Genomic DNA, 26,884 nt, shown 5'->3' with positions numbered 1-26,884 from the left:
AGCGCAGGCCCAAGGCCATGTTCCCGCCGCAACTCGCCCGGCGCCCGCCGGGTTAACCTCGCGAACACGAACCGCGAGGAACGCCCCCATGAGCGACCAGAACGAACGCCCCCTGGTGCCCGGCAACCGCCTGCCGTCGTCCCCCGACGTGACCGAGGGCGGGCCGCCGCCGGCCCCGACCACGCACGGCCACGGCTCGCCCAAGCCGGCCGCATCCACCGCCGCCGACAACGACTCCCCGACCGACGACACCTCCACCGCGACCGCCGGCAAGGCGGAAAAGGGCCACGCCGCCGCGGCAGGGGCCGAGAAGACCCAGTCCGGCCGCGGCCACCGCAAGGACTGAACGCGGCGCGGGCGGACCCCGGCGGGCAAACCGCCGACGTGTTCCGCCACACCGCAGCCACGGCGCCGGGGGCAGACGGCGCGCCCAGCGAACGGTTCCGCTGGACGCAGCCCTGAAAGAAACGGCGCAACGTGCCGACTGTCCCCCCGACTGCCGGCTGCTGATCCTGGCCGCCGCGCTGCCACTGGCGCCCGCCGCCGGGGCCGGGGCGGAGGCACCGTGCACGGTGGCGTTGCTGTGCAGCGCCCTGACGGCGCGGAACTACCACACCTTCGCCGATACGGTGTCGCGCAACCTCGACGGTATCGTGCAACTGGCCGTGACGGCGCCGCTGCGCGGCAAGCGGCCGGGGCTGACGGCGGAGGTGTCCGCCTCCGACAGACTTCACCCGTGCCGGTGGGCACCCTTCCTCCTGAGAGCCAGCGCCTCTGGACGACAAACCGCTGACGATTGGGCTGTGCATCGCTCAACCGCTTGCCCGTAGCGGTCGAATACGGCCGTCGCGCATGCCGTGCGCCGTCGTTTGTCTCGCGCCGAGGCGCAGTCCCAGGCATGTGTTGCCGCCCACCAAGAGCGGGCGCGGGTAGCAAGCGTTGACGAGCGCTGATCCTCCACTCGGTGGTGAGGTGGAGCGGCGCGCCCTGATCACACGCCGCGCGCCCATCGCTCGAAGCTGGCGTCCAGGGCTATCTGAATGTCCCGAAATCCGCACGTGGAATCGTCGGCCCCGAAGTGCCGCAGCACCCGCGTGGGCAGCCGCCGGCGCCAGACTCAGCGGCCGCCCCGCAGGGCGAAGTGGGTAGTGCGTCGGCGCGGTTGGCGCCGGGAGGGGTGGGCCGTTGTGTGACACTGTTGTGTGACACGGGCCGCCGGGCCACCTCCAAGGGCTGGATCGCCGACGTAAGTCCCTGAAATAAAATTGAAATCCGATTCGCTGGTTGGGGCGCCAGGATTCCCACCCAGGAACGCAAGATTCCCTAATTGGTTCAGGACTTTACGCTGACTTGGCAGGAATGTGGGACAGCATTGTGTGACGGTCAAGGAGCGCCCTTGTTGTGGGCAATAGCGGCCGGGGTGTTCTGCTTCGGAGGGGCCGAGGGCTCACAAGCGCGTCCTGTTTCCACAGGCAATCATGGGCATCGTCCTCGTTGGTGACGTCCAACCCGCATCCGAGCTCGGCGCCACCCGGCGACCCTGCCGGTCGCCGTTCATGGGTGGGGGTAGGTAGGGTCTGTCTCCTAGGTAGTGGTTCGACGGACCGGCGCGCCTAAGGGCGCGCTTCCTGATCACAGACTGCGGCCTTGTGGCTGCGCCGGGGAAAAGAGGGTTCAACCAAACGGACTGCCGGTAAGCGCCCAATTCGGCAGTTCGCGGAGCACTGACCACTTCCCGAAAGCCGACATTAGCACCCCGGGTCGTATGCCGCCGCCATAGGTGGGAGCGACTGTCGAAGGCTCCTGCGAGTACGCCCGCTTCACCCTCCTTAGCGGACGATCAACTGAAGGCAGCTCGATTCCAGCGCAGGAAGCGGAGTTCCCCGGAGCATGCACAACCCCATAAGCGGCTCTCTAACAAACCCGCGGAGCCACTCATGGCCGACACCCATGTCACGATCGAGCCGTCGATCCTCTATCTCGGGACCCCGGTAGTCCTGATCAGCACGCAGAACGAGGATGGCAGCGCCAACCTCGCACCGATGTCGTCCGCATGGTGGCTGGGATGGCGTTGTATGCTTGGCCTTCAGACCGCGTCGAAGACACCGCAAAACATGATCCGCACCGGGCAGTGCGTTTTGAACCTGGCATCCGCCAGGCAGGCAGACGCGGTGGACAGGCTGGCACGGCTGACCGGCACCAGGGAGATCCCGGCGCTGAAGCAGAAGCTGGGCTATTCATACGAGCCGAACAAGTTCGAGGCGGCTGGCCTGACCCCCCTCACATCGCAGACCGTGGCCGCTCCGCGCGCGTTGGAGTGCCCGATCCAGCTGGAGGCCGTCGTTGCGGCACGTCACGATCTCATGGAGGATGACCCCCAGGTCGCGGGTCTGATCTCGGCATTCGAAGTGCGCATCACCCGCGTTCACGTCGATCCCGGTCTGCTCATGGATGGGCACCGGAACCGGATCGACCCCGCCAAGTGGCAGCCGCTGATCATGAATTTCCAGAAGCTCTACGGCGTCTCGAACACTGAGGTCGTGCCGTCACGCCTCGCACAGATCGACGAGCAGGACTATCGCATGCCTGACCTGGATCGGGCCCGCCACGAAGCTCTCGAACCGACTCGCTGAGCTTTCAATCAGCCGGCGTGAGAGCAGGTCGAAGCCATGCCTCCGAACAGGCATGGCTTCGCCTGGGAGGGCTGTGCACTGTCCGAAACGGGCGCACGCACAGCAGGCCAGGGGCGCAGTATTCAGATTCGAGAGCAACAGCCGGAGTGTTGCAGGCCACGGGCCGGGCTACCTCAGGGTCAGGATGAGGAGGAATAACCCCATGAACAGCCAGGACAAGCAGGCTGCCGCAAACCTCGCCGATCCGCGCTGGGCGCGCATCGTCGCCCGCGACAGGACCGCCGACGGCGAGTTCTGGTACACCGTCAGCACGACAGGTGTGTATTGCCGGCCGTCCTGCGCCTCGCGCGGCTGCAACCCGAAGAACGTCACCATCCACGACACTCTCGAAAGCGCGCGGAGGACCGGCTTCAGGGCGTGCAGGCGGTGCAAGCCCGACGGGCCGGCCGCTGAGGCCGTGAACGCCGAGATCGTCACCAGGGCCTGCCGGATCATCGAGACGAGCGAGGCCGCACCGTCGCTGACGGATCTCGCCGAGGCCCTCTCGCTGAGCCCCGGCCATTTCCACCGCATCTTCAAGGCGCACACCGGCCTCACGCCCAAGGGCTATGCGGCCGCCCATCGCGCGAGGCGCCTGCGCGAGGCCTTGGCCGGCGAGAACAGTGTCACCGAAGCGATGTACGATGCGGGCTTTGGTTCGAGCGGCCGCTTCTACGAAGCGTCCAACGCCATGCTCGGAATGACCCCATCGAACTTCCGCAAGGGCGGGGCGAGAGAGGAGATCCGCTTCGCGATCGGCGAGACGACCTTCGGCTCCATCCTGGTCGCATCCAGCACCAGGGGCGTCGCCGCCATCCTCCTCGGCGACGATCCCGAAGCCCTGGCACGGAACCTCCAGGATCGCTTCCCGAAGGCGACGTTGATCGGCGCCGATGCCAATTACGAGGCGATCGTCGCGAAGGTGGTCGGCTTTGTGGAGTCGCCGCAGGTCGGGCTTGACCTTCCGCTCGACGTTCGCGGCACCGCATTCCAGCAGCGGGTCTGGCAGGCCTTGCGTGACATTCCGGTCGGGCAGACCCTGTCCTACACCGATGTCGCCGAGCGCATCGGCCTGCCGAAGGCGACACGGGCCGTCGCGGGCGCATGCGCTTCCAACAGGCTGGCGGTCGCGATCCCCTGCCACCGCGTCGTTCGAAACGACGGTGCCCTCTCCGGCTACGCCTGGGGTGTCGAACGCAAGCGCGCGATCCTCAATCGTGAGCTTGCCTCTGCCTGATCTCCCGCTCCGGCTCCTCTTTCGATTCGAGAGCAAGAGCCGGAGCGCCGGTGACGGCACTGCCACCTATCCTCCCTCCATGAGAGATGGAGCAAGCGACATGAGCGACGACGTGCTGCCCTTCGCGGCCGATACCATCCACTACGGCTATCACCCGACCACCACCGGGCTGGCAGCCGTGGCCGTCAGCCGGCGCGGCGTTGCCGCGGTGCTCCTCGGCGCCGACCGGAACGAACTGAGCCGTAAGCTGGCCGAGGCGCTTCCGGGTGCCGATGTCGTCGAGAACGGGACCGCCATCGGCCCCGTGCTGTCCGCCGTCGCCTGCTACCTCGATGCGCCCACCGGCGAACCCGGTTTCGACCTGGACATGCGCGGGAACGCCGGGGAGCTCGCCGTCTGGACGGCGCTGCGCGCCATTCCGAGCGGCGAGACCCGCACCTATGGTGCGCTTGCCCGGGCGATCGGCACCGGTCTCACCGCGCAGGAGGTGGGCGCAGCCTGTGCCGCCAATCGTCTCGCCGTCGTGGTTCCCTGCCACCGTGTCCTGAAGGCAGACGGCTCGATCTCCGGCTATCGCTGGGGCGTCCACCGCAAGCGCAGGCTGCTCGCCTTGGAGAAGGCCGCATGACCGTAACACGCATCGAGAGGTTCGACTGGACGGCGCTCGCCGGCGACCTCGACCGGCAGGGCTGGGCGGTGCTGCCGGGGCTGCTGACGGCCGACCAGAGCGACTCCATCGCCGCCCTGTACGGGGACACCCCCGCGTTCCGCAGTCACGTCATCATGGCCAGGCACGGCTTCGGGAAGGGCGAGTACCGCTACTTCTCCTACCCCCTGCCCGATCTCGTGCAGGAGCTGAGGACCTGCCTCTACCTGAAGCTCGCTCCGATCGCGAACGCTTGGCACGAGCGCATGGGGATGGACGTGCGGTTCCCCGCCACTCATGCGGAGTTCCTGGAGCGGTGCCACGCCGCCGGACAGCGCCGCCCGACGCCGCTGCTGCTGCAATACGAGCCGGGCGACTACAACTGCCTCCACCAGGACCTCTACGGCGAACACGTCTTCCCCCTGCAGGTGGCGGCGCTGCTGTCGGAGCCGCGGGAGGCATTCGAAGGTGGGGAGTTCGTCCTGACTGAACAGCGCCCACGCATGCAATCGCGCCCGGCGGTCGTGCCGCTCACCAGGGGTGATGCCGTGGTGTTCGCCGTCAACAGCCGGCCGCACCGTGGCGCCAAAGGGGATTACCGGGTGATCTTGCGGCATGGCGTCAGCGAATTGCGCTCCGGGCGCCGACACACGGTCGGGATCATCTTCCACGATGCAGCCTGAGGAGATGTTTGCGCCGGACCTGTTCGGGGAAGGCCGACATGCGATGCCCTTGCGGCCGGGTGCCATGCTGCTGGGCGGCTTCGCCGCTCCGGATGCACCGGCCCTGCTGGAGGATCTTCGTCGCGTCGAGGCCAGGGCGCCGTTCCGGAACATGGTCACACCAGGCGGATGGCCGATGTCGGTCGCGATGACCAATTGCGGGAGCGTCGGCTGGGTGACGGACCGGACCGGCTACCGCTATGATCCGTTGGATCCCCAAACCGGTGAACCGTGGCCGGCGATGCCAGAGACGTTCCGTCGCCTCGCCGGGCGGGCGGCCGAGGTCGCAGGTTATCGCGGGTTCGAACCGGATTCCTGCCTGATGAACCGGTACGAGCCGGGGTCCCGGCTCTCGCTCCACCAGGATCGGAACGAACTGGACTTCGACGCCCCGATCGTCTCGGTCTCCCTGGGGCTGCCCGCAACGTTCCTGTGGGGCGGCGCTACCCGGGCCGACAGGCCCATGCGAATACGCCTCTTCCACGGCGACGTGGTGGTCTGGGGTGGTCCGGCCCGGCTGACCTTTCACGGCGTCGACACGCTGAGCGGCGGCGAGAGCCCTGCGGGCGAGCGACGATACAATCTGACCTTCAGGGTCGCCCGGTGACCTGCCGACCTGCGATGTTCGCCTACTGGCCGCCACCGGACCCACGTCGGACCTGAAGGTCGCCTCAGCCGCGGAAGTGGCCAGGGCTCGCCTATTGACTTACAGCCGCTGTCCCGGGGGCTTCGCCCGGAAGCGGAAATGCCGCTCCCGGCCAAGGTCGGTCACTGGTCTAGCTTCCGCCTTCACCGTTAGCGCAGGTCCAAGGCCATGTTCCCGCCGCAACTCGCCCGGCGCCCGCCGGGTTAACCTCGCGAGCACGAACCGCGAGGAACGCCCCCATGAGCGACCAGAACGAACGCCCCCTGGTGCCCGGCAACCGCCTGCCGTCGTCCCCCGACGTGACCGAGGGCGGGCCGCCGCCGGCCCCGACCACGCACGGCCACGGCTCGCCCAAGCCGGCCGCATCCACCGCCGCCGACAACGACTCCCCGACCGACGACACCTCCACCGCGACCGCCGGCAAGGCGGAAAAGGGCCACGCCGCCGCGGCAGGGGCCGAGAAGACCCAGTCCGGCCGCGGCCACCGCAAGGACTGAACGCGGCGCGGGCGGACCCCGGCGGGCAAACCGCCGACGTGTTCCGCCACACCGCAGCCACGGCGCCGGGGGCAGACGGCGCGCCCAGCGAACGGTTCCGCTGGACGCAGCCCTGAAAGAAACGGCGCAACGTGCCGACTGCCCCCCCGACCGCCGGCTGCTGATCCTGGCCGCCGCGCTGCCACTGGCGCCCGCCGCCGGGGCCGGGGCGGAGGCACCGTGCACGGTGGCGTTGCTGTGCAGCGCCCTGACGGCGCGGAACTACCACACCTTCGCCGATACGGTGTCGCGCAACCTCGACGGTATTGTGCAACTGGCCGTGACGGCGCCGCTGCGCGGCAAACGGCCGGGGCTAACGGCGGAGGTGTCCGCCTCCGGCAGATTTCACCCGTGCCGGTGGGCACCCTTGCTCCTAAGAGCCAGCGCCTCTGGACGACAAACCGCTGACGATCGGGCTGGACATCGCTCAACCGCTTGCCCGTAGCGGTCGAATACGGCCGTCGCGCATGCCGTGCGCCGTCGTTTGTCTCGCGCCGAGGCGCAGTCCCAGGCATGTGTTGCCGCCCACCGAGAGCGGGCGCGGGTAGTGCGTCGGCGCAGTCGGCGCCGGGAGGGGTGGGCCGTTGTGTGACGCTGTTGTGTGACACGGGCTGCCGGGCCACCTCCAAGGGCTGGATCGCCGACGTAAGCCGCTGATGTATAACGAAAATCCGATTCGCTGGTTGGGGGTGTAGTCAGGCCCGAACCCGTCTCTCCCCTTCCCTGCCATGAGGAAAAGGAACCGGGATTTCAGCCTCGAAAAAGGATTTCTCAGGACCGTCTGCTCTCGAAAGTGAGCCTTTCTCCGGCAGTTGCGCATCGATTTCACTGCATCAGGAATCAGGGAAGCTCACTACGGCAACAAGGACGCCTCTCGCCCCGATCGGCGATGCTGCCCGGGGGCACCCCGGCTTCAGCAGAAAGAGAACGCCCCAAGCTCAGGGCTCATTAATCCAGAAGAGAACGTTGCTGGCAGTCAGTCCCGACACGCTATGGCATGACCGATACATTCCAGAACCTCGGCTTCAGGCCCGGCCACGGCTCGAAACCCCTGACGTTCGCGCGCACGCCGCTGATCGTCTCGCGGTTCGTCCAGACCATCAGCGGAGCGTCCTGAAGAAAGAGACGGTGTAGGGCGTCGAAGGCGGGTTGACGGGCCTCGCCTTCCGGCAGGGCAGAGAGGCGGGCGAGGGCCTCGTTGGCGGCAGGGTTACGCCACACCTTGTCGGCGGGGCCCTCAGCGGGGCCGATGAAGCGGTCGAAGGTGAAGACGGGATCGAGGTAGGGAGTGATGTTCCAGATCATCAGCTGGTAGTCGCCGCGCGTGTAGCGCTGCAACTGGGCGCCGAACTCCAGTACCTCCACGCGGGCGTTCATCCCGGCAGCCTGAAGTTGGGCCTGAAGGAGGATGGCGGTGTCCTTCATCAGCCCGAACTGGCTGTTGGTGGTGATGGTGATGGGCTGGCCGCGGTAGCCGCCTTGGCGGAGCAGGCCGGCGGCGCGGGCAGGATCGTAGGCGATCTCCTCCTTCTGCGCGGCGCCGTAGTAGCGGCTGGCGGTGGGGACGAGAGAACCGCCCGGGGCGCCGAAGCCCTGGTAGAGCCCTTCGCGCATATCGGCGGAGTCTGTGGCGGCGATGATGGCCTGGCGCACGCGGGCATCGGCCAGCACAGGGTCTGTGCCGCGGATGAGGATCGTGTTCAGCCCGGCAGTGGGGGCGTGGAGGATGCGCAGGCCGGGCACGGACTGCAGCTCCTTCGCGACCGTCGGCTCTAGCTCCTGCACCACGTCGAGGTTGCCGGCCTGCAGCGCCACGCGGGCGGCGCTGGGATCGGGGATGAGGGTGAAGCGCAGGCGGTCCACCAGGGCGCGCTTGCCGCCGGCGAGCCCGTCCGCCGGTTCGCTGCGCGGGACGTAGCCGTCGAAACGCGCGAGCTGCACAAACTGGCCGCGGCGCCACTCCTCCAGGCGGAAGGGACCGGTGCCGATGGCGCGGGTCCAGCGGCCCTCCGCGTCCACCGAGTCTGGATGGGCGATGCCGCTGCTGTCGCAATCCGAGCGGGCCATCATGGAGAGGAAGACGGGCGAGGGTTCGGCGAGCCGGAAAGTAACGCGGAGGGGACCATCTGTCTCCACACCCGTGATCTTCAACTGGCGGCTGCCGTCGAAGTTGGTGCGGCAGGGCCAGGCGGCCTTGGGATCGAGGTAGCGGTTCCAGGTCCAGGCCACCTCGGCAGAGGTGAAGGGGGCGCCATTATGGAAGCGCAACCCCTCGCGCAGAGTGAAAGTGACGGCGCGGCCGTCGTCGGAGGTCTCGATGCGCTCCGCCAGCATGGGCGCGACGCTGCCGTCGCTGCGCCAGGCGACGAGTCCCTCGTAGAGGTGCTGCAGCACGGCGCCCGTCGCGACGTCGGTGCTGATACCCGGCATGAGGCCGCGGATGTCGGAGGCGATCATGCCCCGCAGCACGGTCTGCGCCTGTCCGGGTGCTGCGGCGAGGGCGGTGCCGAGGAGGCCGAGGGCGGCGACGCGGACGAGGGCTCTCATGGGCGGTCTCCCAGAGTCAGGGAAGGGGATCACGGCTGGGGAAGCACGTCACGGCAGCGGCGGGGCGTGGCGCCGAGGGCCGCCGCGCGCTCGACCAGGCGGCGGAGGATCGGCAGGCGGGCCGCGCGTGCGAGGCCGAGATCGGCGCGCGGGTGCAGGGTTAGGAGGGCGTAGCCCGCCACCGGCAAAAGCGCGTCCAGTTCCTCGTTTAGCATCGTCTCCGCCCGGTCCTGGGTCAGTCGGCGGCGGAAATGCGTGGCGTCGGCCAGCCCCTCGCTCCAGGGCAGTTCCATCATGGTGCCGCCACCGTCCTCAGCCAGCGGGTAGGGGGCGTCGTCGTCCACGAAGCTGCTGTCGTAGCGGTAGCCGAGCCGGGCGAGGATCGGCAGCGTGTTCGCGGAGAGCGTTCCGGTGGGCGCGCGGAAGCCGACCGGGGCAGAGCCGGTGAGGCGTGCCAGGGTCGCGTGCGCCTCCTCCAGCAGAGCCTCCTCGCGCGCGGGTTCGAGCGCCATGTGGTCCTCGAAGTCGTGGCCATGCGCAGCGATTTCGTGGCCCTCGGCGAGGCAGCGCTCCAACAACGCCGGCATGACCTCCGCCTCAGTGGAAGGCCAGAAGAAGGTGGCCGGCGCGCCGAGGTCGCGCAGCGCGTCCAGCAGCCGCGTGAGGCCGATGCGCCCGGTGTAGCCGCCATGGGCGAAGCGGCCGAAGAGTGGCGTGCCCGGCGCCTCGGCACGCTCCGGCCCGAGGCCCTGCACGTTGACGGTGAGGAGGAGGGTGGCGCTCATCCGCGCGGGCTCCGCCAAGTGCCGGGCTGGGCAAGGCAGTGCGCCGCCAGCTCCTTTAGCGTGACGAAGGCTACGCCCGGCACAGCCTTTGCCGCGGCGAGGAAGCGGTCCGCCGCCGCCATGCGGGCGGGCGTGCCGGAGCCGTAGCCGGCGCGGGGGTGGATGATGAAGTGCAGGTAGCCGTCGCCGGCCGCGATCGCCTCCAGCTCCTCCAGCCAGTTCGCCAGGGCCTCGGCGGCGCTCGCCTGGCCCTGCACGTAGAGCGGGGCGTCATCGAGCGAGACGGTGTTGTTGGGCAGGATGATGAAGTCCTCCGCCATCGCGCCGCCGATGCTGGCGAGGTAGGGCAGGTCCTCGTCCTTCTCGCTGCAATCATAGACGTAGCCGAGGCGCCGGAGCGTCGGCAGCGTGACGGCGCTCTTGCGGCCGGAGGGGGAGCACCAGCCGACCGGCGCCTCGCCCACGCAGTCGGAGAGGATGGCGTGGGTGCGTTCCAGCAGCCCGACCTCCTCGTCGCCGAGTTCCCATCCCTCGTGGCGGTAGCCGTGGGCGGCGATCTCGTGGCCGGCCGCGTGCACGTCGCGCATCAGCCCAGGGTAGAGCTCCGCGTCGTAGCCGCACATGAAGTAGGTGGCGGGGATGCCGTGGCGGGCCAGCACCTCCAGGCTGCGGGGGATGCCGCGGCGGGCGGCGTAGCGGCCGCGGGAGTGAATGCCGAGGTGATTCAGGCCCTTTCCCGCCTCCACCGCCGGCCCGTCCATGTGGACGGTGACGCAGATGACGCAGCGTGCCTCTTCGGGCCAGCGGGATGGTGCGCTCATGCGGGATTAGCCCTCAGCCGAGAGGACGATGCACTATGGAATGCCAAGGATCAACCCGCAGCGGGATGCAGCGCCATGGCGGCGGCGAGGTGCTGGCGCATGTGCAGCGCCGCCTTCTCCCGTTCGCCTGCCTGCAGGGAGGCTAGGATGCCCAGGTGCTCGCGCAGGTTCACGATGATGGGGAGGAATCAAGAGCGAGGGAGAATTCCTTCTTCCGCCCCTGCCACAGACTGCCCCGAAGGACCTCACCCGCGCCGGATGTTCCAGAAGATGGGGAAGCCGACCACGCGGTCGCGCAGGTCTTTCCGCAGGGCTGTGTAGTTCACCACGGCGCCGAGCGGGACGAAGGGCAGTTCCTCCATCACCTCGCGCTGGATGTCGCGGGCCACGGCCCTCTGTGCGTTCTGGTCGGGGGCGTTGAACCAGTCTTCCCGCAGGGCTTCCAGCTTTGGCGCTGTGGGCCAACCGAACCAGCCGGAGGTGCCGTTACCGCGCGCCAGATAGTGCGTGGCGGGGCTCAGGAAATCCAGGCCCGGGAAGGAGTAGAAGGCGACGGACCAGCCCCCCTTCTCCACCGGCTCGCGGTTCGCACGGCGCTGGGTGTGGCTGCCCCAGTCGGAGAGCTGCAGGTCCAGGTTGATGTCCAACCGCCGGAACAGGTCCGCGCCCACCTGCACCAGGGCGGAGGGGACAAGGATGTCGGTGGGTCCGATCATGCGGACGAGCTGGCCGCTGTAGCCGGCCTCTTTCAGCAGGGCTTTGGCGCGGTCCGTGCTGCGCGGGCCGGTCAGGGATTCCAGCGCCACGTCGCTGGCCATGGGGGAGCCGGGCGGGAAGACGCCGGCGGGGGTCACAGAGCGGCGGGGGTCGGTGCCGACAGCGGCGGCGATGAAATCCGTCTGGTCGATGGCGGGCAGCAGCGCGCGGCGCATCCTTTTGTCGGAGAAGACGGGGTGCAGCGCGTTGAAGCGCATGGTGGCGATGGTGGGCACCAACTCCGCCCGCTGCAGCTGCACGTTGCGGTCGCGGCTGAGCAGGTCCAGCAGCTCTGGCTGGGGCTGGGCGTACCAGTCGATCTCGCCCTGCTGAAGGGCGGCAGCGGCGGTGGCGCCGTCAGGGATGGTCTTCCATTCCACGCGCTCGAAATGCGCGACCTTGGGGCCAGCGGAGAGGCCGGTGCCGCCGGCGTTCGTCGGCTTGTAGCCGTCGAAGCGCGCATAGGCGGCCTGGGCACCGGAGCGGTACTCGTCGCGCAGGAAGCGGTAGGGGCCGGAGCCGGTAGTATCCGTGATCTGCTGGAAGGGATCGGTTCGCGCCACCCGCTCCGGCATGATGAAGGGTACGGGGGCGGAGGGGAGGGAGAGTAGCTCGATCAGCGGCGGGAAGGGTCGCTTCAGGCGGAAGCGCAGGCGGCGGTCGTCCACGGCCTCCAGCGAATCCGTCACCTCCGCGATCTTCTGGCCGGTGATGGAGCGGGCCATCCAGCGGCGCAGGCTGGCGACGCAGTCGGCCGCGCGGATCGGCTCGTTGTCGTGGAAGCGGATGTCCGGGCGGAGCGTGATGGTCACGCTGCGGCCGTCCTCCTCAACCGTGTGGCCTTCGGCGAGCTGCGGCTGCGGGCGGAACGTCGCGTCCGCGCCGTAAAGCGTGTCATAAACGAGGAAGCCGTGGTCCCGGGCGACGACTGAGGTGGTCCAGATGGGATCAAGCGAGGAGAGGTCAGCGGGCGGAACATAGCGCAGCACGCGCGCATTGGCGGGCTGCGCTATGGCGGCCCGCGCGAGGGGCAGAGCCGAGGTGGCGGCCAGCAAGCTGCGTCTGTGCATCGTCATGGGCTCCCGGTCCGGTCCAGAATTGAGGTCAGAAGTAGAGGATGTGGGTCTCGATCAAGCGGCGCAGCGCCGGCGCATCGCGGGCGGCAATGGCCTCAACCATCCGCAAATGCTGGGCGGCCGTCTCGACTAGGCCGCGCGGCGTGGCCCAGCGGCCGGTGGTCCCGGAGATAGCACGCTCCCGCAGGTCGCGGATCAGCTCCGCCATCGTGGCGTTGCCACAGAGCGCGTACAGGCTGCGGTGGAAGCCGTGGTTAGCGCCTACCAGGACGTGGCGGTCGCCATCCGGCACGGCCGCGGCGAAGGTCTCGGCCGAATCGCGTAGCAGGGCGATGTCGGCGGGGGTCGCGTTGGCTGCTACCAGCTCCGCCGCCGCGCCCTCCAGCGCCGCGCGCACGGCGCGCAGCTCGGCCTGGCGCACCGGGTCGGGGCGGGTGACGCGGTAGCCGCGATTGGGCTCGTGCTCCACCAGCCCGTGCCGTGTGGTCTCCGCCAGGGCGCCGCGCACCTCGGACCGGCCGGCGCCGTAGTGTTGCTCCAGTTCGCTCTGCTTCAGCCAGGTGCCGGGGAACCAGCGGCCGAAGACGATGTCCTCCCGCAGCCGCCGCGCCAAAGCGGCGTGGACGGGCTCCGCGCGCGGACCGGCGGTGGGAAGCAGGATGCCGCGGCGCTGCCCGCCCTCAATTCCTTCCGCCAGTTCCTCCTGGGGCGACGCGCCGCGACGACGCCGCGTGGCGCCGCCCGTGGTCACGGGCGCGCGTCCAGCACCGGGTAGGCGCGGCCGGCATCGGCGGCCAGCAGGTCCTCCGCGATGGCGCGGGCCGTGCGAAAGCGCAGCCCCGGCACCTCGGCCGCGCGGGCGAGGAAGCGGTCCACCGCGGCGATGCGGCTGCCGCGGCCGGAGCCGCGGTCGCCGCGAGGGTTGAGCGTAAGGCAGGGGAGGCCCTCGCCCTCCGCCACCAGCGCGTCGAACTCCTCCCGCCAGGCACGCTCCAGCGTGTCGTGCGGCATATGGACGGCGTGGAAGGTGGCGTCGTCCAGCACCTCGCTGCGCGGGATCTCCGCGATCCGGACTCCGTCCTTCAAAATATGGACATAGGGACGGTCGTCATCCTGGTGGGAGCTGTCGTAGCGGTAGCCCAGCCCGGCGAGGAGGCGGAGCGTCTCCGGCGTCATCGTACCGGTGGGCGTGCGCCAGCCCGTCGGCGCAGTGCCGGCAGTGCGGGACAGGGCAGCGTGGGCGCGCTCCAACAGGGCAGGTTCCTCCGCGCCGAGCCCGGCCGGATCCTCCATGGCCCAGCCGTGGGCGGCAATTTCGTGGCCGTCGGCCAGGATCGCCTCGATCATCGCGGGGTGCCGCTCCGCCTCGCTGCCGGGGACGAAGAAGGTTGCGGGGATGCGGTGCGCAGCCAGGAGGTCCAGGAGGCGCCGCACGCCCACGCGCGCACCGTAGCGGCCGTAGGAGAAGCGGCCGTGCAGGCCATCCGGCCCGATCTCCCGCAGGTCGCGGCTCTCCAGCTGCAGGTCGACCGTGACGGCTAGGTCCATCGGGACATCAGCCATGGGAGAAGGCCTCCGGATGGGTGAGGCAGTGGTCGGCTAGTTCCCCGAGCCGGACGAAGCGCACGCCCTCGTGCCCCTGGATGTGGTGGATCAGGCTCTCCACCATCGCCGCCCGGGCCGGGGTGCCGGAGCCGAAGCCGGCGCGCGGATGGATGGTGAGGATGAAGTAACCGGATTCGGCGTAGATCGCGGCGAACTCCTCCTTCCAGTGCTGCAGCACCTCCGAGGGCGGACGCCAGCTCACGCGGTAGAAGGGGAAGTCGTCCAGCGAGGAGGTGTTGTTCGGCAGCACCACGATGTCCCGCGCCTCCTCCCCGTCCAGCACGGGAAAGTAGGGCAGGTCGAAGTCCTTCTCGCTCGCGTCGTAGCGATAGCCCATGTCGCGCAGCAGGCGGGTCGTGCGCCCCGTCTTTCGGCCAGAGGGAGAGCGCCAGCCCCGAGGCTCCGTGCCGAGGAGATCCGTCAGGATCTTATGGGACCGTGCCAACAGTTCCGGCTCCTCCGGCCCCAGTTCCCATCCCTCGTGCAGGTAGCCATGGGCCGCGATCTCGTGCCCGGCGTCGCGGAGGGAGAGCACGCTCTCCGGGAACAGCTCAGCGTCCCGCCCCGGCACGAAGAAGGTGGCGGGGATGCCCGCGCGCTCCAGCAGCCGCAGATAGCGCGGCACCCCTCGGCGGGCGGAGTAGAGCCCGTGGGAATGGCTGCCGGCCGGGTAGATCTTCTTCCCCAGTTCGTTGGATGCACCGTCGAAATCGATGGTGATGGCGACGACGCAGCGCGCGCCGCCCAGCCAGGGCGGGCGCCCGGGGCGCGCGGCACGCCAAGCACGGGCTTGGTCAGATGTGACAGCTAGCAAGGATCAGCTCCCAAGCTCGGGACCACAGTTAAGATTGGTGCCAATATCGGCGTCAATACACTGCCGAAGTAGAAACTACGGTATTCTGGTTCCTTTCGGCGCCGCACCGCCGAGGGAAGGAGCAGGCTCGAGACCATCCGCTGCCTCAGGCAGCTATGTCGCTCGCGAAATCTTCGGCCATCTCTGCCGACCGACATAGCTGTTGCCGACGGCTCCCACAGTCGTGGGAAGATCCAGTCAGGTCGGTCCCCTCCCCTACCCGTTCTCGGCCAAAAGCAAAAAGAACAGCAGTTTCGCCCTTAGAGGGTCTTTTCCAGAACTTCCGCCCCATCAGGATCAGGCCATTCCCGGAACTGATGTCTAATTTTCCTTACCTTCACGAGCAGTGGTGCACACTGCACACGGGAATTTCAGCGGAGATTACTTCCCATGGAGAAGGGAGGCTGAGCTGACAGCCTTCCAGATCTTTTCGGGCGTGACGGGCATATCGATGTCGGTCACGCCTAGAGGACGCAGGGCATCAAGAACGGCGTTGATGATGGCGGGCGGTAAGCCGACTGACCCGACCTCCGCGCACCCCTTGGCTCCAAAGGCATTCCCGGAAGAGGGAGTCGGGCGCATCACCACCGTGTAGGAAGGCAGGTCGGCGGCCCGCGGCAGGCTGTAGTCCTGCAGCGAAGCTGCGAGAGGTTGCCCGGCCTCGTCGTATGGCAGCCCCTCCAAGAGCGCCTGCCCCATGCCCTGTGCGAGCCCGCCATGGATTTGGCCGTCCACGATCATGGGATTGACGACGTTGCCGACGTCGTCGGCTGCCGTGACCGCGACAAGCTCTACCTCGCCCGCCTCCGGATCAATCTCGAGCTCGGCAACGTGACACCCGCCGGGGAAGGTCCAGTTCTCCGGCTCGTAGAACGCCGTTTCGTCCAGGCCGGGCTCCAGCCCGGCGGGATACTCGTGCAGGGTGTAGGCAGCGCGCGCTACCTCCTGGAACGAAATCGCCCGATCGGTGCCAGCAACGGCGAAGCGGCCGTCCTCATGCACCAGGTCCGTCTCCGGTACCTCCATGAGATGCGCGGCAATCTGGCGCCCCTTCGTGACCACCTTCTCGACAGCGCGCAGGATCGCGGATCCTCCAACAATGAGCGAGCGCGAGGCCGCGGTGCCACGGCCGAACGGTACCTGGGCCGTGTCGCCCTGAACGACCTGAACACGATCGATCGGCACGCCCAGCCTCTCCGACACGATCTGGGCAAAGACGGTCTCGTGCCCCTGCCCGTGGCTGTGGGCACCGCTGAACACCGTCACGTCACCGCCCGGATGCACCCGCACCTGAGCAGATTCCGCCCGTCCACCTCTGGCCCCCTGCTGCCCGGCCACCCGGGATGGCGTGGCGCCGGCGATCTCGACATAGGTGGAGATCCCCAGTCCCCGTAGCTTCCCTCGTGCGGCCGCCTCGCGCCGCCGCTCCTCGAAACCCTCGAAGCCGCTCGCCGCTAGCGCCGCGTCCAGGCAGGCGCCATGGTCGCCCACGTCGTACTCCAGCCCGACCGGTGTGCGGTATGGGAAGTCCTCGGGGCGGATGAAGTTCAGGCGGCGCAGCGCGACCCGGTCTCGCCCGGTTTCCCGCGCTGCCTGATCCACGAGCCGCTCCAGCACATAGGTCGCCTCCGGCCGGCCGGCGCCGCGATAGGCGTCCACCTGCACGGTGTTGGTGAAGGCCAGGCGCACGCGACAGTGAATGGCGGGCGTGCGGTACACGCCCGCAAGCAGCGGCGCGTAGTAGTAGGTGGGGATCCCCGCCCCCGCACCGGAGAGGTAGGCGCCGAGATTGGCCATCGTGTCCACGCGCAGCCCGATGAAGCGGCCCTCCGCGTCGAGCGCGAGCTCCGCCACCGTGCGGTGGTCCCGTCCCTGCACGTCGGTGAGGAAGGCTTCGGAGCGGTCGCCCACCCAGCGGATCGCCGTGTCCAGGCGCCGTGCCGCCCAGGTGAGCACCGTCTCCTCGGGATAGAGGAATATCTTGGTGCCGAAGCCGCCCCCCACATCCGGGGAGACGACGCGCAAAAGGCTCTCAGGGATGCGCAGCACGGAATTGGCCAGGGTGGAGCGGATGGTGTGCGGGTTCTGGCTCGTGGTGTAGAGGGTCGTCTGACCGGTGCCGGGGTCGTGCTCCGCCAGGGCGGCGCGCGGCTCCATGGGATGGGGGACGAGCCGGTTGTTCACGAGGGAGAGGCGCGTGACGTGCCGGGCGTGGGCGAAGGCCGCCTCCACGGCCGCTGCGTCGCCGATGGACCAGTCGCAGCAGAGATTCCCGTGCACGTCGTCGAACAGAGCCGGAGCGCCGGGCGACAGGGCGGCCGCGCTGTCCGTCACCGCCGGCAGGACCTCCCACTCCGGTTCCAGCGCCTCGGCGGCGTCGCGCGCCTGCCGGGCGTCGCGCGCGATCACCACCGCCACCGGCTCCCCCACGTGCCGCGCCCGGTCAAGCACCAGCGGCGGGTGGCGAGGCTCCGCCATAGGGCGCCCATCCGTGCCCGTGACCTTCCAGCCGGTCGGGATGCTCAGGACGCCGTCCGCCTGCAAGGCGGCCCCGCCGAAGGCCGCGACGACGCCGGGCATGGCGAGGACCGGGGCCAGATCCAGCGCCAGGAGCCGCGCATGGGCGTGGGGCGAGCGGAGAAAGCAGGCGTGCAGCATGCCCGGCCGCTCCAGGTCCGCCACGTAGCGCCCACGCCCCGTGAGGAAGCGGCGGTCCTCGCGGCGCCGGACGGAGGCGCCAATGCCGGTGCAGCCCGTCATCCCGCCGTCGCGCCGCGGGTGAAGGCCAGGGCGTCGTCCACCATGTCTTGTAGGTGCCCACGCACGGTCTCAAAACTGGTGGAGCGCGTGATGCCGTCCGCCTCAAGGTAGAGGCGGCTGTTGATCTCGATCTGCAGGCTGTGGCGGCCCCGGCCGGGATCGCCATGGCGCCGCAGGATCTCCTGACCCTTGAAGGGCCGGTTGATCGCGACCGTGTAGCCCAGCCGCGAGAGGGTGGCGGCGACCCGGTCCCGGAAGTCAGGGGCGCTGCTGGCGCCGTCCCGGTCGCCGATGCAGAAGTCGGCGCGGATCTCTCCGGGGTCGGGCGACATGGGGGTGCCGACCGGCCCCATGCGGTGGCAGTTGAGGTGGTAAGCCCGCCCGAAGCGGTGGTGTGCCTCGTCCATCATGCGGGCGAGCTCGGCGTGGTAGGGGCGGTGGTAGCGCGCGATCCGCGCCTGGACCTCCGCGACCGTCAGCTTGCGATCGTAGATCGGGGTGCGCCCACGGCCGAAGGCGGCGATCAGCCCGATGCCCAGCCCGACCTTCGGACCCGGCCTGGCACCGCCGGGCCAGTGCGCATCCAGCAGGCTCTCGTCGATGTCGTCCTCGGCGCGGTTCGGCTCGATGACGCTGTTGGCGAAAATCGCCGTCAGCACGGAGGCGCCAGCCTCCACCGCGTCGGCGTAAAGGGCATCGACGTAAAGGGACACGTTGCCCTGCAGGGCGCGCAGGGGGGCGACCGCGTCGAACTCCGGCGGGTAGTGCGTGCCGCTCTGCGGTAGGTCGATCACCAGCGGGCCGGGGATGGCCGGGTCGTCCCGCCGGAGGACACCCTCCACGAGCCTGTGCGGCAGCCTCACGGGCGGCGCCCCAGGGAGACTTGGCTGAAGGCCTCGATAAGATCCATCAACCCGTCCGAGGCCTCGGCCGCCGCCTGTGCCTCCCCCTCCGCGGCCGCGAAGACCACGGTCGCGCAGGCCTGCGCCACCTCGGGCAGCACTGCCCCGGCATGGGTGAAGTAGAAGCGGCGGGAGAGGGCATGGATCGGGGCGATGGCGCGGGCGAGATAGGGGTTGCGCGAGGCCTGGACGAGAAGCTCCTTGTACTCGCGGTCGCAGCGCGCGACGGCCTGCCGGTCGCCGGTCCGGGCGGCCGCGACATGGGCCTCCCCGGTCTCGCGCATCCGGCGGCGCTCCTCCGGGCGGGCGCGCAGAGCGGCGGCGCGGGCCAGGCCGCGCTCCAGCTCCCGCCGCGCCTCCAGCAGCAGGAACTGCTGCGCGAAATCGGCTTCGGAAATGCGGAAGCCACTGCGGGGCACGACCTCGACCAGCCCATAGGCCTCCAGTCGCAGCATAGCCTCCCGCACCGGCGTCAGGCCGAGCCCGAGCATGGCGGCCAGGGCCTTCTGTCCGATTATGGCCCCGGGCTCGAGGGCACCGGTGACGATCATCCCCTCGATCTCGGCGTAGGCGCGCTGGCCCAGCGGCTCCGCCGGGCGGAGCCGCGCGGCTGTCCCGGCGGCGCTCATCGCGCGGCCAGCTCCTCGACCGGGATGTGGCAGAGAATGCCGTGGTCCGTGGCGGCCTGACGCAGGGGGGGCGGCACCGTGTCGCAGCGCTCGTCGATCCGGCGGTGGCAGCGGCCGGTGAAGCAGCAGCCAGGGATCGGCGCCGCGGTGTCGATCTCGCCGCGCAGGCGGATGCGCTCCCCGGTGCGGAGCAGGGGCGCGGCCGAGAGCAGCGCCTCCGTGTAGGGGTGGTTCGGCGCGCGCAGGATCTCCTCCGTGGGTCCTTCCTCGACGAGGCGGCCGCGATAGAGGACGGCGACGCGATCCGCCAGATGCGCCACGACGGAGAGGTCGTGCGAGATGAACAGGATGGCCACGCCCAGCTCGTCCCGCAGGTCGGCCAGCAGGTTCACGATGGAGGCCTGGACCGAGACGTCGAGCGCCGAGACCGCCTCGTCGCAGAGTAGCACGCTCGGGCGGGTGGCCAGGGCGCGGGCGATGCCCACGCGCTGGCGCTCGCCGCCGCTGAGCTGGTGCGGGTAGCGCTCGGCATAGGTGGCGGGCAGGCGGACGAGCTCCAGCAGCTGCGTCACCCGGGCCGCGACGGGGGTCTCCTTCCAGCCGGAGAGGCGCACCGGGCGGCCGATCGCCTGCGCGACGGTGTGGCGCGGGTTGAGCGAGGAGCTGGGGTTCTGGAAGATCATCTGCGTCGCCAGCAGGGTGCGCCGCAGCGCCCCGCCGGAGGCACGCAGCACGTCCCGGCCCTGCACCGTGATCTCGCCCGCATCGGGCTGAACGAGGCGGATGACGCAGCGGCCGAGGGTGGACTTGCCCGAGCCGGATTCACCGACGAGCCCCACGATCTCGCCGGGCTCGATCCGAAGGGAGACGCCGTCCAGCGCCCGCAGCCCTGTGGCCGGCGCGCGGCCGAAGAGGCCCGCCGCCCAGCCGCCGCGGGAGAAGGTCTTGCTGACCTCCCGGATCTCCACCACGGGCCCTGCCCCATCGGCCGCCGCCCAGCGGGCGCGCGCCGGCTCCGGCGCGGCCGGGGCCGGGTCTTCCAGCGGCGCGCGGCGGCAGCGGACGAGCTGGTCCGGCGCCAGGGAGCGCAACACTTGCCGCTCGGCCACACAGGCCTCCTCGCGGTAGCGGCAGCGCGGGGCGAAGTTGCAGCCGTGCATCGGCCGGAACGGGTCGGGAAGGCCGCCCGGGATCGGCGTCAGGCGATGGCCGCGATGGTCCAGCGTCGGCAGCGATCCCAGCAGGCCGGCGGTGTAGGGGTGCTGCGGGGCAGAGAGGATCGCCTCCGCCGAGCCCTGCTCGATCACTCGCCCGGCGTAGAGGACGGCGACCTCGTGCGCCACGCGCTGAATGACGCCGAGATTGTGGCTGATGAAGACCATCGCCACGCCCCGGTCCTTCTGCAGGCCGAGGAGGAGGTCGAGGATCTGCGCCTCGATCGTCACATCTAGCGCGGTGGTCGGCTCGTCCAGCACCAGCATCTCGGGGTCGCAGGCCAGGGCGGTGGCGATCATCGCGCGCTGCCGCATGCCGCCGGAGAGCTGGTGCGGGTAGGAGGCGGCGACCTCCACCGCGCGCCCGATCCCGACGCTGTCCAGCAGGCGCGCCGCCTCAGCCATGGCGGCGGCGGCGTCCAGGCCGCGATGCACGGTCAGCGGCTCCGACACCTGCGCGCCGACGGTCAGGCCGGGGTTGAGGGAGAGGAAGGGGTCTTGGAAGACCATGCCGATGCGCCGCCCACGGGTCAGGCGGCGCTTCTCCGGCGTCATCGTCGTCAGCTCCTCGCCCGCCAGCCGCATGGAGCCCGCGGTGACCCGGGCACCGGCGGGGAGGAGGCCCATCAGGGCAAGGGCCACCGTGCTCTTGCCCGATCCGGACTCACCGACGATGCCGAGGGTGCGGCCGCGTTCCACCCGGGCGGAGAAGCCCTCCACCGCCTGCATCGGGCCGCGCGCGGTGCCGTAGGCGATGGCAAGGTCCTCGATTTCCAGCAGCGCTGTCATGCGCGGCCCCGCATGCGCGGATCGAGCAGGTCCCGCAGCCCGTCGCCCATGAGGTTGATGGCCACCACCGTCACGCAGAGGGCGAGGCCGGGCCCGAGGACGATCCAGGGGGCGCTGTCGATGAAGGGACGGGCCTCCGAGATCATCAGCCCCCAGTCGGAACTAGGCGGCTGCACGCCGAGGCCGAGGAAGGAGAGGGCCGCGGCCAGCATGACGGCGAAGGTCATCCGCAGCGAGGCCTCCACGATGATGGAGGGCCAGGCATTGGGCAGGATCTCCCGCAGCAGGATCCATGGAAGCCGCTCGCCGCGCCCTTGGGCGGCGAGCACGAATTCCTCCCGTGAAAGGTCCAGCGCCACACTGCGGACGAGGCGCGTCATGACAGGCACGTAGATGATGCCGACCGCAATGGCGGTCTTCCACACGCTCGGGCGAGTGGCGGAGAGGATGAGCAGGCCCATCAGGATCGGGGGCACGGACATCAGCACGTCGATGATCCGCATCATCGCCTCGTCCACGAAGCCGCGCACGTAGCCGGCGAGAAGGCCGAGCGGGATGCCGATGACGAGGCTGACCGCGGTGGCGGCGGCGCCGAGAAAGAGGGAGGTGCGCCCGCCGATCAGGAGGCGGCTCAGCACGTCCCGCCCGAACTCGTCCGTGCCGAGCCAGTGGGCGGCGGAGGGCGCCTCCTTGATCGCCATGATGTCCATCTCGTCGTAGGGATAGGGCGCGACCCAGGGCGCCGCGACCACCACGGCGACCAGCAGGGCGAAGAGGCCGCCGCCGACGAGGAGCGAGGCCGGCAGCCTGCCGCCCCTATTCAGCCGCGCCATGGTATCGGATCCTGGGATTGAGAAGGCTGTAGAGGATGTCCGCGCCGAGATTGGCGAAGGCGTAGATCGCGGTAATGACGAGGACGCCGGCCTGGATGACCGGGATGTCCTTCTGCTCAACCGCGAAGATCAGAAGGCGGCCGAGGCCGGGATAGGAGAACACCGTCTCCACCACCACGATGCCGCCCATCAGCACACCGACATCGATGGCCAGGATGGTGATCGTGGGTAGCAGGGCGTTGCGCAGCGCGTGGTGCCAGACGATGCGGGATTCGGTGAGGCCCTTGGCCCGGGCGGCCACCACGTACTGCGCCCGCATCGTCTCCACCATGCTCGACCGCGTGAGACGCGAGACATGGGGCACGAGGCCGGCGACGAGGGTGATCACCGGTAGCACGAGGTGCGAGGCCCAGGGGCCCACGCCCTCGCTGATCGAGGTGTAGCCGGTGGCGGGAAGCCAACGCAGCAGCCCCGCGAAGATCATGAGGGATACGATGGCCCAGAAGAACTCGGGGATCGCCAGTGAAATGAAGTTAAGGGAGGACACCACCCGGTCCCCCAGCCGCCCGTAGCGCAGGGCGGACCAGACGCCGGACCAGATCCCGATGACGGTCACAAGCGCCATGGCGATGACCGCGAGCTGGATGGAGTTCCCCATCGCATTGAGCACCAGCGGCGCCACCGGCCGGTCCATCAGCATGGAACGGCCGAAGTCACCCCGCAGCACGCCCCCGATCCAGTCGCCGTACTGCACGATGATCGGGCGATCGAGGCCGAGCTTCGCCTCCACCGCCGCGATCTGGTCCGGCGTCGCGAACTGCCCGAGGATGGAGTAGGCGACGTTGCCCGGCAGGACCTGGGTGATCCAGAAGATCAGCGCCGACACCGCCAGGAGCACCAGCAGGATGGCTGCGAGCCGCTTGGCGATGTAGGCGCCCACCGGTCAGCCCTCGATCGTCGCGTTGCGCAGGTCCAGCCAGGCATAGGGGTGCGTGCGGTAGCCCTTCAGCCGCGTCCGGTAAGCGGTGGCGAAGTTCAGCATGTAGGCGATGATGCCCGGCGGATCCTCCGTCACCACCTGCTGGAAGCGCTTGTAGAGGGTGGCCTGCTCCTCCGGCGTGCGCGCGGCCCGGGCGGCATCCAGCAGCCGGTCCACCTCCTCGTTCTTGTAGTGCCACATCGTGCCGTTCCAGGTACCCGTGCTGTGGAACCAGGGATAGGTGGCCGTGTCGGCGGTGGGGCGGGCGAAGTAGCCGTCCGCGTAGAACACCGCCTTGCCCGTGACCTCGGCGTTGAAGCGGTTGTAGGGCAGGCGCCGCAGCTCGACCTGGATGCCGAGGGGGCGCAGCATCTGCTGCACGGCCAAGCCCATCCGCTCGCGGGTCGGGCGCCCAACCGGAACGATGAGCGGGACGGAGAAGCCGTTCGGATAGCCGGCCTCCGCCAGCAGGCGCTTCGCCTCCGCGATGTTCGGCCGGAAGCCGATGTCGCCGTTGAAGAAGGGGCTGCCCGGCGGGATCGGTGTGTGGGTCGGTGCCCCGCGCCCGAAGACGGCGAAGCGGACGAGCGCGGCCTTGTCCAGCGCCAGCAGCACGGCGCGGCGGACGCGGGCGTCGTCGAAGGGCTTCTGGACGTTGCTCAGCACCAGCCCGTCCCAGGTGCCGGTGGTTGCCTCGTCCACCTTGATGCCCTGCTCGCGCTCCAGCCCCTCCACCGCCTCCAGCGGCACGTTCCAGATCATGTCGATGTCGCCGGCCTTCAGCGCTGCGACCTTCGCTGCGTCCTCAGGGATGATCCGGAAGGTCACGCCCGCGAGCTTCGGCATGCCGGCCTCGAAGTACTCCGGGTTTCGCTCCAGGATCAGGCGGTCGCCGGGTTGGAAGGAGACGAAGCGGAAGGGGCCGGTGCCGGAAGGCTCGGTGGAGAGCTTGTCCAGCCGGTCGGCCGGGATGATCTTGAGCTGGCGCTCCATCAGCAGCGACGGGAAGTCGCCGTAGGGGATGGAGAGGTCGAAGCGCACGGTGTGGCTGTCCGGCGCCTCGACATTGGCGACCATCAGGATCTGGCTGCGGCCCGGGGAGCCCGTGGAGGGATCGAGGATGCGCTTGTAGGTCGCCAGAACATCGGCGCTCGTCATCTCCCGCCCATGGTGGAACTTCACGCCGCGGCGCAGGCGAAAGGTCCAGCTCTTCAGGTCGGGCGAGGACTCCCAGGACTCCGCGAGGTCGGGATGGAGCTTCCGCTCCTCGTCGATCCGCGTCAGGCCGTTGAAGACGAGGTTGGAGTAGACGTAATCCTCCGCGATCCCGGCGCGGGCGGGGTCGAGGTTGTTCAGGTTCGCGTTCAGCGTGGCGCGCAGCACGCCACCCGATTGGGCGGCCGCCGATCGCGGCAGGGCCGGAGCCCCGATGACGAGGCCGGAGGCCAGAAGGCTGCGTCGCCGCATCGCAAACTCCTTTTGGGTGATGGGGTCAGGGACCACCGAGGTAATCCCAGGCCGTGGCGGCATGGACTTTCACGACGTGCAAGAACTCGTCCAGGTCGACGCCTTCGTCCGGCCCCGCCAGCCGGTCCGGGGAGACGCCGTAGTAAAAGGCGGGCACGCCGCGGTAGCGCCAGAACTTGCAGTCCGAGCCGCCGAGGCTGCAGGCCGGCAGGGGCGTCTCATGCCCGAGGGCCCGGACATTGGCCTGCACCAGCCCGACCAGCGGGTGCGCGGGATCGGACCAGCTCGCCGGATTGCTGGCGGCCGCCTGCTCCTCCACCTCCGTCTCCGGATGACGCCCCAGGATCTCTTGGATGCGCGCCATGACCGGCGCCTTGTCCAGCCCTGGCGGCAGGCGGATATCCACCTGCGTCTCGCAGAGGCCGGGGATCATGTTCACCTTCGCGCCGCCGCGGATAACGCCGATATTGACGCTGACCTTGCCGATCATCTCCATGGTGCCCGGGCCCATGACACCGTCGAGCGCGGCCATGGTGCCGGGCTCGCTCAGGATGGCCGCGAGCGGTGCGGGCAGGGAGACGGGGAAGGCGGTGAGCTCCTCCAGCTCCCCGATCAGCCGCGCGGCGAGTTTCACCGCATTGGCGCTGCGATGGGTCGCCGCGCCGAAGCCGCCCGTGGTGCGCGTTGTGAAGGTGAGGCGCAGCGTGCCCTTCTCACCGAAGCGCACCGTCCGCAGGCCGCCGGGCTCGCCGTTCAGCACGGCATCGCCGAGGCATTCCTCCGCGTGCTCCTCTAGCAGGAACTTCGCCCCGTACTTCCCGCCGGTTTCCTCGTCGGAGACGGCGGTCAGGGTCAGGCGGCCGCGGAGCCCTTCCCGATGCGGGTAGAGATAAGCATAAGCCATGATGGAGGCTGCCGTTCCCGCCTTCATGTCGGCGGTCCCGCGGCCCCAGAGGCGGCGGCCCTCGATCGCACCGCTCCAGGGATCGCGGGTCCAGCCATCCCCGGCGGGGAAGACGTCGATATGTCCGTTCAGGACGAGGTGGTTGCCGGGCCCACCGCCCTCGAAGGAGCCGACGACATTCGGCAGATGGTCCTGCGCGGCGATGACACAGTGCGGCAGGCCCCTCTCCGCCAGGAAGCGGGTGACGACGGCCGTCGCCTCCCGCGTGTCGCCGGGCGGGTTCGGGGAGGGCGCGCGGACGAAGTCGGCCAGGAAGCCGATGATGCCGTCGCGGTCCGCCTCGATCCGCGCGAGGAGGCCTGCCTTGTCCATCAGCGCGCCTGGCTCCGCGCATAGGCCGCGATGTCCGCCGCCACCTCACCAAGGTCCTCCTGGACCTTGTCGAAGTCCGGCTTCTTCTGGAAGGTCTCCTCGTCCATGAAGAGCTCCTTGATGACCTCGATCTGGACGCTGTGCACGCCGGAAGCCGGCTTGCCGTGCAGCCGGATGGATTCGGCGCCCTTGAAGGGATCGTTGAAGGTCACGCTGTAGCCACGCTTACGCATCGCCTCCGCGATCACCCCCATGAAATCACGAGAGCTGGTGGTGCCGTCGCGGTCACTGAGGCAGAAGTCCTTGCGGCGCAGGCCGTGGTCGTGGGCCGTGACCGGCCCGATCGTGCCCATGCAGTGGCAGCTCAGGTGGAAGGCGATGCCGAACTTCTGCCGGCGCTCCTCAATCAGCTCTGCGAGGCGAGTGTGGTAGGGGCGCCAGTAGTGCTCGATGCGATGCTTTACCTCGGCAACGGAGAGCTTGTCGGGGTAGAGGGCATGGCCACGGGCCTTGCTATGGATTAGCCCCATTCCCAGTCGGTTCGACTTGTCTGTGGGGTCCAGCGGCTCGGGCCAGGGTTCCAGGAGCAGGGCAGGATCAATGTCGCGCTCACCCCGGTTCGCATCGATCCAATTGTTGACGAAGGTGGCATAGAGAAGGCCGCTGCCCGAGCGGGGAGCCTCCGCCCAGATCTCCTCCACGTACTGCGACACGAGAAAATGGACGTCGTTGAACGGGGCCGTGCTGTGGAAGCCCAGAGGGTACTCACGGCCGCTGCGCGGGACGTCGAAGACGCTCGGCGCTCCAACTCCTTCCGGCGGGGTGTAAAGATATACTCCGCGCCTGTACTCCACCGACTGCTCCCTAAAATATTTGCGATATATTCACGTTGGGATAGTTCGTTCTGAGCTGTCAAGCATCGTGTTGACGGTCTCTAGCGTGTTGTCTCATGTCGACGTGTCTGCCAGGTTCCTCATCGTCCTCCGGTGGCAGGCCTTCGCGGCTTTTTCGCCGGGTGCCGATCAGCGAATTGTTGGACATCGTCATCCGAATGGCGAGGTTTTGGTCCCTCGGACCGCAGCCGCAACCCGGCCCTACTGCTGGCTCTCGCGGACGATACCTCTGTCGACCAC

At 69.3% G+C, this 26,884-nt stretch carries 24 protein-coding genes; 7 read left to right on the top strand and 17 right to left on the bottom strand.

Annotated elements, in window-relative coordinates:
- Positions 1-88 precede the first annotated feature (88 nt).
- From J5Y10_RS24275 to J5Y10_RS24245, 7 genes are all read left to right on the top strand, one after another.
- Positions 89-346, top strand: coding sequence for a hypothetical protein (locus J5Y10_RS24275; protein ID WP_209376713.1), 258 nt, complete (start codon positions 89-91; stop codon positions 344-346).
- Positions 347-1,937: 1,591 nt separating this feature from the next.
- A complete protein-coding gene (locus J5Y10_RS24270; protein ID WP_209376717.1) occupies positions 1,938-2,633 on the top strand; it encodes a flavin reductase family protein in 696 nt (231 codons plus the stop codon).
- A 202-nt stretch (positions 2,634-2,835) separates the two neighbouring features.
- Positions 2,836-3,909: a bifunctional DNA-binding transcriptional regulator/O6-methylguanine-DNA methyltransferase Ada gene (gene ada, locus J5Y10_RS24265; RefSeq protein WP_209376716.1), complete on the top strand. Its 1,074-nt coding sequence runs from the start codon at positions 2,836-2,838 to the stop codon at positions 3,907-3,909.
- A gap of 100 nt (positions 3,910-4,009) precedes the next feature.
- Positions 4,010-4,537, top strand: coding sequence for a methylated-DNA--[protein]-cysteine S-methyltransferase (locus tag J5Y10_RS24260; protein ID WP_209376715.1), 528 nt, complete (start codon positions 4,010-4,012; stop codon positions 4,535-4,537).
- On the top strand, positions 4,534-5,238 hold the full coding sequence (locus J5Y10_RS24255) for a 2OG-Fe(II) oxygenase (RefSeq protein ID WP_209376714.1): 705 nt from the start codon (positions 4,534-4,536) through the stop codon (positions 5,236-5,238). The genes J5Y10_RS24260 and J5Y10_RS24255 overlap by 4 nt, the downstream gene beginning before the upstream one ends.
- Positions 5,228-5,884: a DNA oxidative demethylase AlkB gene (gene alkB / locus J5Y10_RS24250; protein ID WP_245215044.1), complete on the top strand. Its 657-nt coding sequence runs from the start codon at positions 5,228-5,230 to the stop codon at positions 5,882-5,884. Before J5Y10_RS24255 ends, alkB begins: the two co-directional genes overlap by 11 nt.
- A gap of 278 nt (positions 5,885-6,162) precedes the next feature.
- Complete coding sequence (locus J5Y10_RS24245; RefSeq protein WP_209376713.1) at positions 6,163-6,420, top strand: hypothetical protein; 258 nt, start codon at positions 6,163-6,165, stop codon at positions 6,418-6,420.
- Positions 6,421-7,449: 1,029 nt separating this feature from the next.
- Here the strand turns inward: J5Y10_RS24245 and J5Y10_RS24240 are convergent.
- From J5Y10_RS24240 to J5Y10_RS24165, 17 genes are all read right to left on the bottom strand, one after another.
- On the bottom strand, positions 7,450-9,006 hold the full coding sequence (locus J5Y10_RS24240) for an ABC transporter substrate-binding protein (protein ID WP_209376712.1): 1,557 nt from the start codon (positions 9,004-9,006) through the stop codon (positions 7,450-7,452).
- 29 nt (positions 9,007-9,035) lie between these two features.
- Positions 9,036-9,791, bottom strand: coding sequence for a polysaccharide deacetylase family protein (locus tag J5Y10_RS24235; protein ID WP_209376711.1), 756 nt, complete (start codon positions 9,789-9,791; stop codon positions 9,036-9,038).
- Positions 9,788-10,612, bottom strand: a complete 825-nt coding sequence (locus tag J5Y10_RS24230) for a polysaccharide deacetylase family protein (protein ID WP_209376710.1) — start codon at positions 10,610-10,612, stop codon at positions 9,788-9,790. Before J5Y10_RS24230 ends, J5Y10_RS24235 begins: the two co-directional genes overlap by 4 nt.
- 50 nt (positions 10,613-10,662) lie before the next feature.
- Positions 10,663-10,785 carry a hypothetical protein gene (locus tag J5Y10_RS28605; protein ID WP_280855959.1) on the bottom strand — a complete coding sequence of 41 codons (123 nt, stop codon included), beginning with the start codon at positions 10,783-10,785 and terminating at the stop codon, positions 10,663-10,665.
- 72 nt (positions 10,786-10,857) lie between these two features.
- Positions 10,858-12,438: an ABC transporter substrate-binding protein gene (locus J5Y10_RS24225; RefSeq protein WP_245215043.1), complete on the bottom strand. Its 1,581-nt coding sequence runs from the start codon at positions 12,436-12,438 to the stop codon at positions 10,858-10,860.
- A gap of 34 nt (positions 12,439-12,472) precedes the next feature.
- Entirely contained in the window at positions 12,473-13,195 is a 723-nt protein-coding gene (locus tag J5Y10_RS24220) for a GntR family transcriptional regulator (protein ID WP_209376708.1), read from the bottom strand.
- On the bottom strand, positions 13,192-14,007 hold the full coding sequence (locus tag J5Y10_RS24215; protein WP_209376707.1) for a polysaccharide deacetylase family protein: 816 nt from the start codon (positions 14,005-14,007) through the stop codon (positions 13,192-13,194). Before J5Y10_RS24215 ends, J5Y10_RS24220 begins: the two co-directional genes overlap by 4 nt.
- Positions 14,000-14,863 (bottom strand): polysaccharide deacetylase family protein, encoded by an 864-nt coding sequence (locus J5Y10_RS24210; RefSeq protein ID WP_209376706.1) that lies wholly within the window; start codon positions 14,861-14,863, stop codon positions 14,000-14,002. Before J5Y10_RS24210 ends, J5Y10_RS24215 begins: the two co-directional genes overlap by 8 nt.
- Before the next feature lie 420 nt (positions 14,864-15,283).
- On the bottom strand, positions 15,284-17,662 hold the full coding sequence (locus tag J5Y10_RS24205) for a xanthine dehydrogenase family protein molybdopterin-binding subunit (RefSeq protein ID WP_209376705.1): 2,379 nt from the start codon (positions 17,660-17,662) through the stop codon (positions 15,284-15,286).
- Entirely contained in the window at positions 17,659-18,525 is an 867-nt protein-coding gene (locus tag J5Y10_RS24200) for an N-formylglutamate amidohydrolase (protein WP_209376704.1), read from the bottom strand. The genes J5Y10_RS24205 and J5Y10_RS24200 overlap by 4 nt, the downstream gene beginning before the upstream one ends.
- On the bottom strand, positions 18,522-19,193 hold the full coding sequence (locus J5Y10_RS24195) for a GntR family transcriptional regulator (RefSeq protein WP_209376703.1): 672 nt from the start codon (positions 19,191-19,193) through the stop codon (positions 18,522-18,524). Before J5Y10_RS24195 ends, J5Y10_RS24200 begins: the two co-directional genes overlap by 4 nt.
- Positions 19,190-21,196 carry a dipeptide ABC transporter ATP-binding protein gene (locus J5Y10_RS24190; protein WP_209376702.1) on the bottom strand — a complete coding sequence of 669 codons (2,007 nt, stop codon included), beginning with the start codon at positions 21,194-21,196 and terminating at the stop codon, positions 19,190-19,192. The genes J5Y10_RS24195 and J5Y10_RS24190 overlap by 4 nt, the downstream gene beginning before the upstream one ends.
- Entirely contained in the window at positions 21,193-22,029 is an 837-nt protein-coding gene (locus J5Y10_RS24185) for an ABC transporter permease (RefSeq protein WP_209376701.1), read from the bottom strand. Before J5Y10_RS24185 ends, J5Y10_RS24190 begins: the two co-directional genes overlap by 4 nt.
- Entirely contained in the window at positions 22,013-22,969 is a 957-nt protein-coding gene (locus J5Y10_RS24180) for an ABC transporter permease (RefSeq protein ID WP_209376700.1), read from the bottom strand. The genes J5Y10_RS24185 and J5Y10_RS24180 overlap by 17 nt, the downstream gene beginning before the upstream one ends.
- Before the next feature lie 3 nt (positions 22,970-22,972).
- Positions 22,973-24,475 carry an ABC transporter substrate-binding protein gene (locus tag J5Y10_RS24175; protein WP_209376699.1) on the bottom strand — a complete coding sequence of 501 codons (1,503 nt, stop codon included), beginning with the start codon at positions 24,473-24,475 and terminating at the stop codon, positions 22,973-22,975.
- Between the two features lie 25 nt (positions 24,476-24,500).
- Positions 24,501-25,751 carry a M20/M25/M40 family metallo-hydrolase gene (locus J5Y10_RS24170; RefSeq protein ID WP_209376698.1) on the bottom strand — a complete coding sequence of 417 codons (1,251 nt, stop codon included), beginning with the start codon at positions 25,749-25,751 and terminating at the stop codon, positions 24,501-24,503.
- Positions 25,751-26,605 carry an N-formylglutamate amidohydrolase gene (locus tag J5Y10_RS24165; RefSeq protein WP_209376697.1) on the bottom strand — a complete coding sequence of 285 codons (855 nt, stop codon included), beginning with the start codon at positions 26,603-26,605 and terminating at the stop codon, positions 25,751-25,753. The genes J5Y10_RS24170 and J5Y10_RS24165 overlap by 1 nt, the downstream gene beginning before the upstream one ends.
- Positions 26,606-26,884: the final 279 nt, after the last annotated feature.

This window comes from Roseomonas indoligenes, assembly GCF_017813365.1.
In the GTDB taxonomy this organism is placed as follows: Bacteria; Pseudomonadota; Alphaproteobacteria; order Acetobacterales; family Acetobacteraceae; genus Roseomonas; species Roseomonas indoligenes.
The sequence above is the reverse complement of the archived record's forward strand: the minus strand, read 5'-3'. Positions and strand labels throughout refer to the sequence as shown.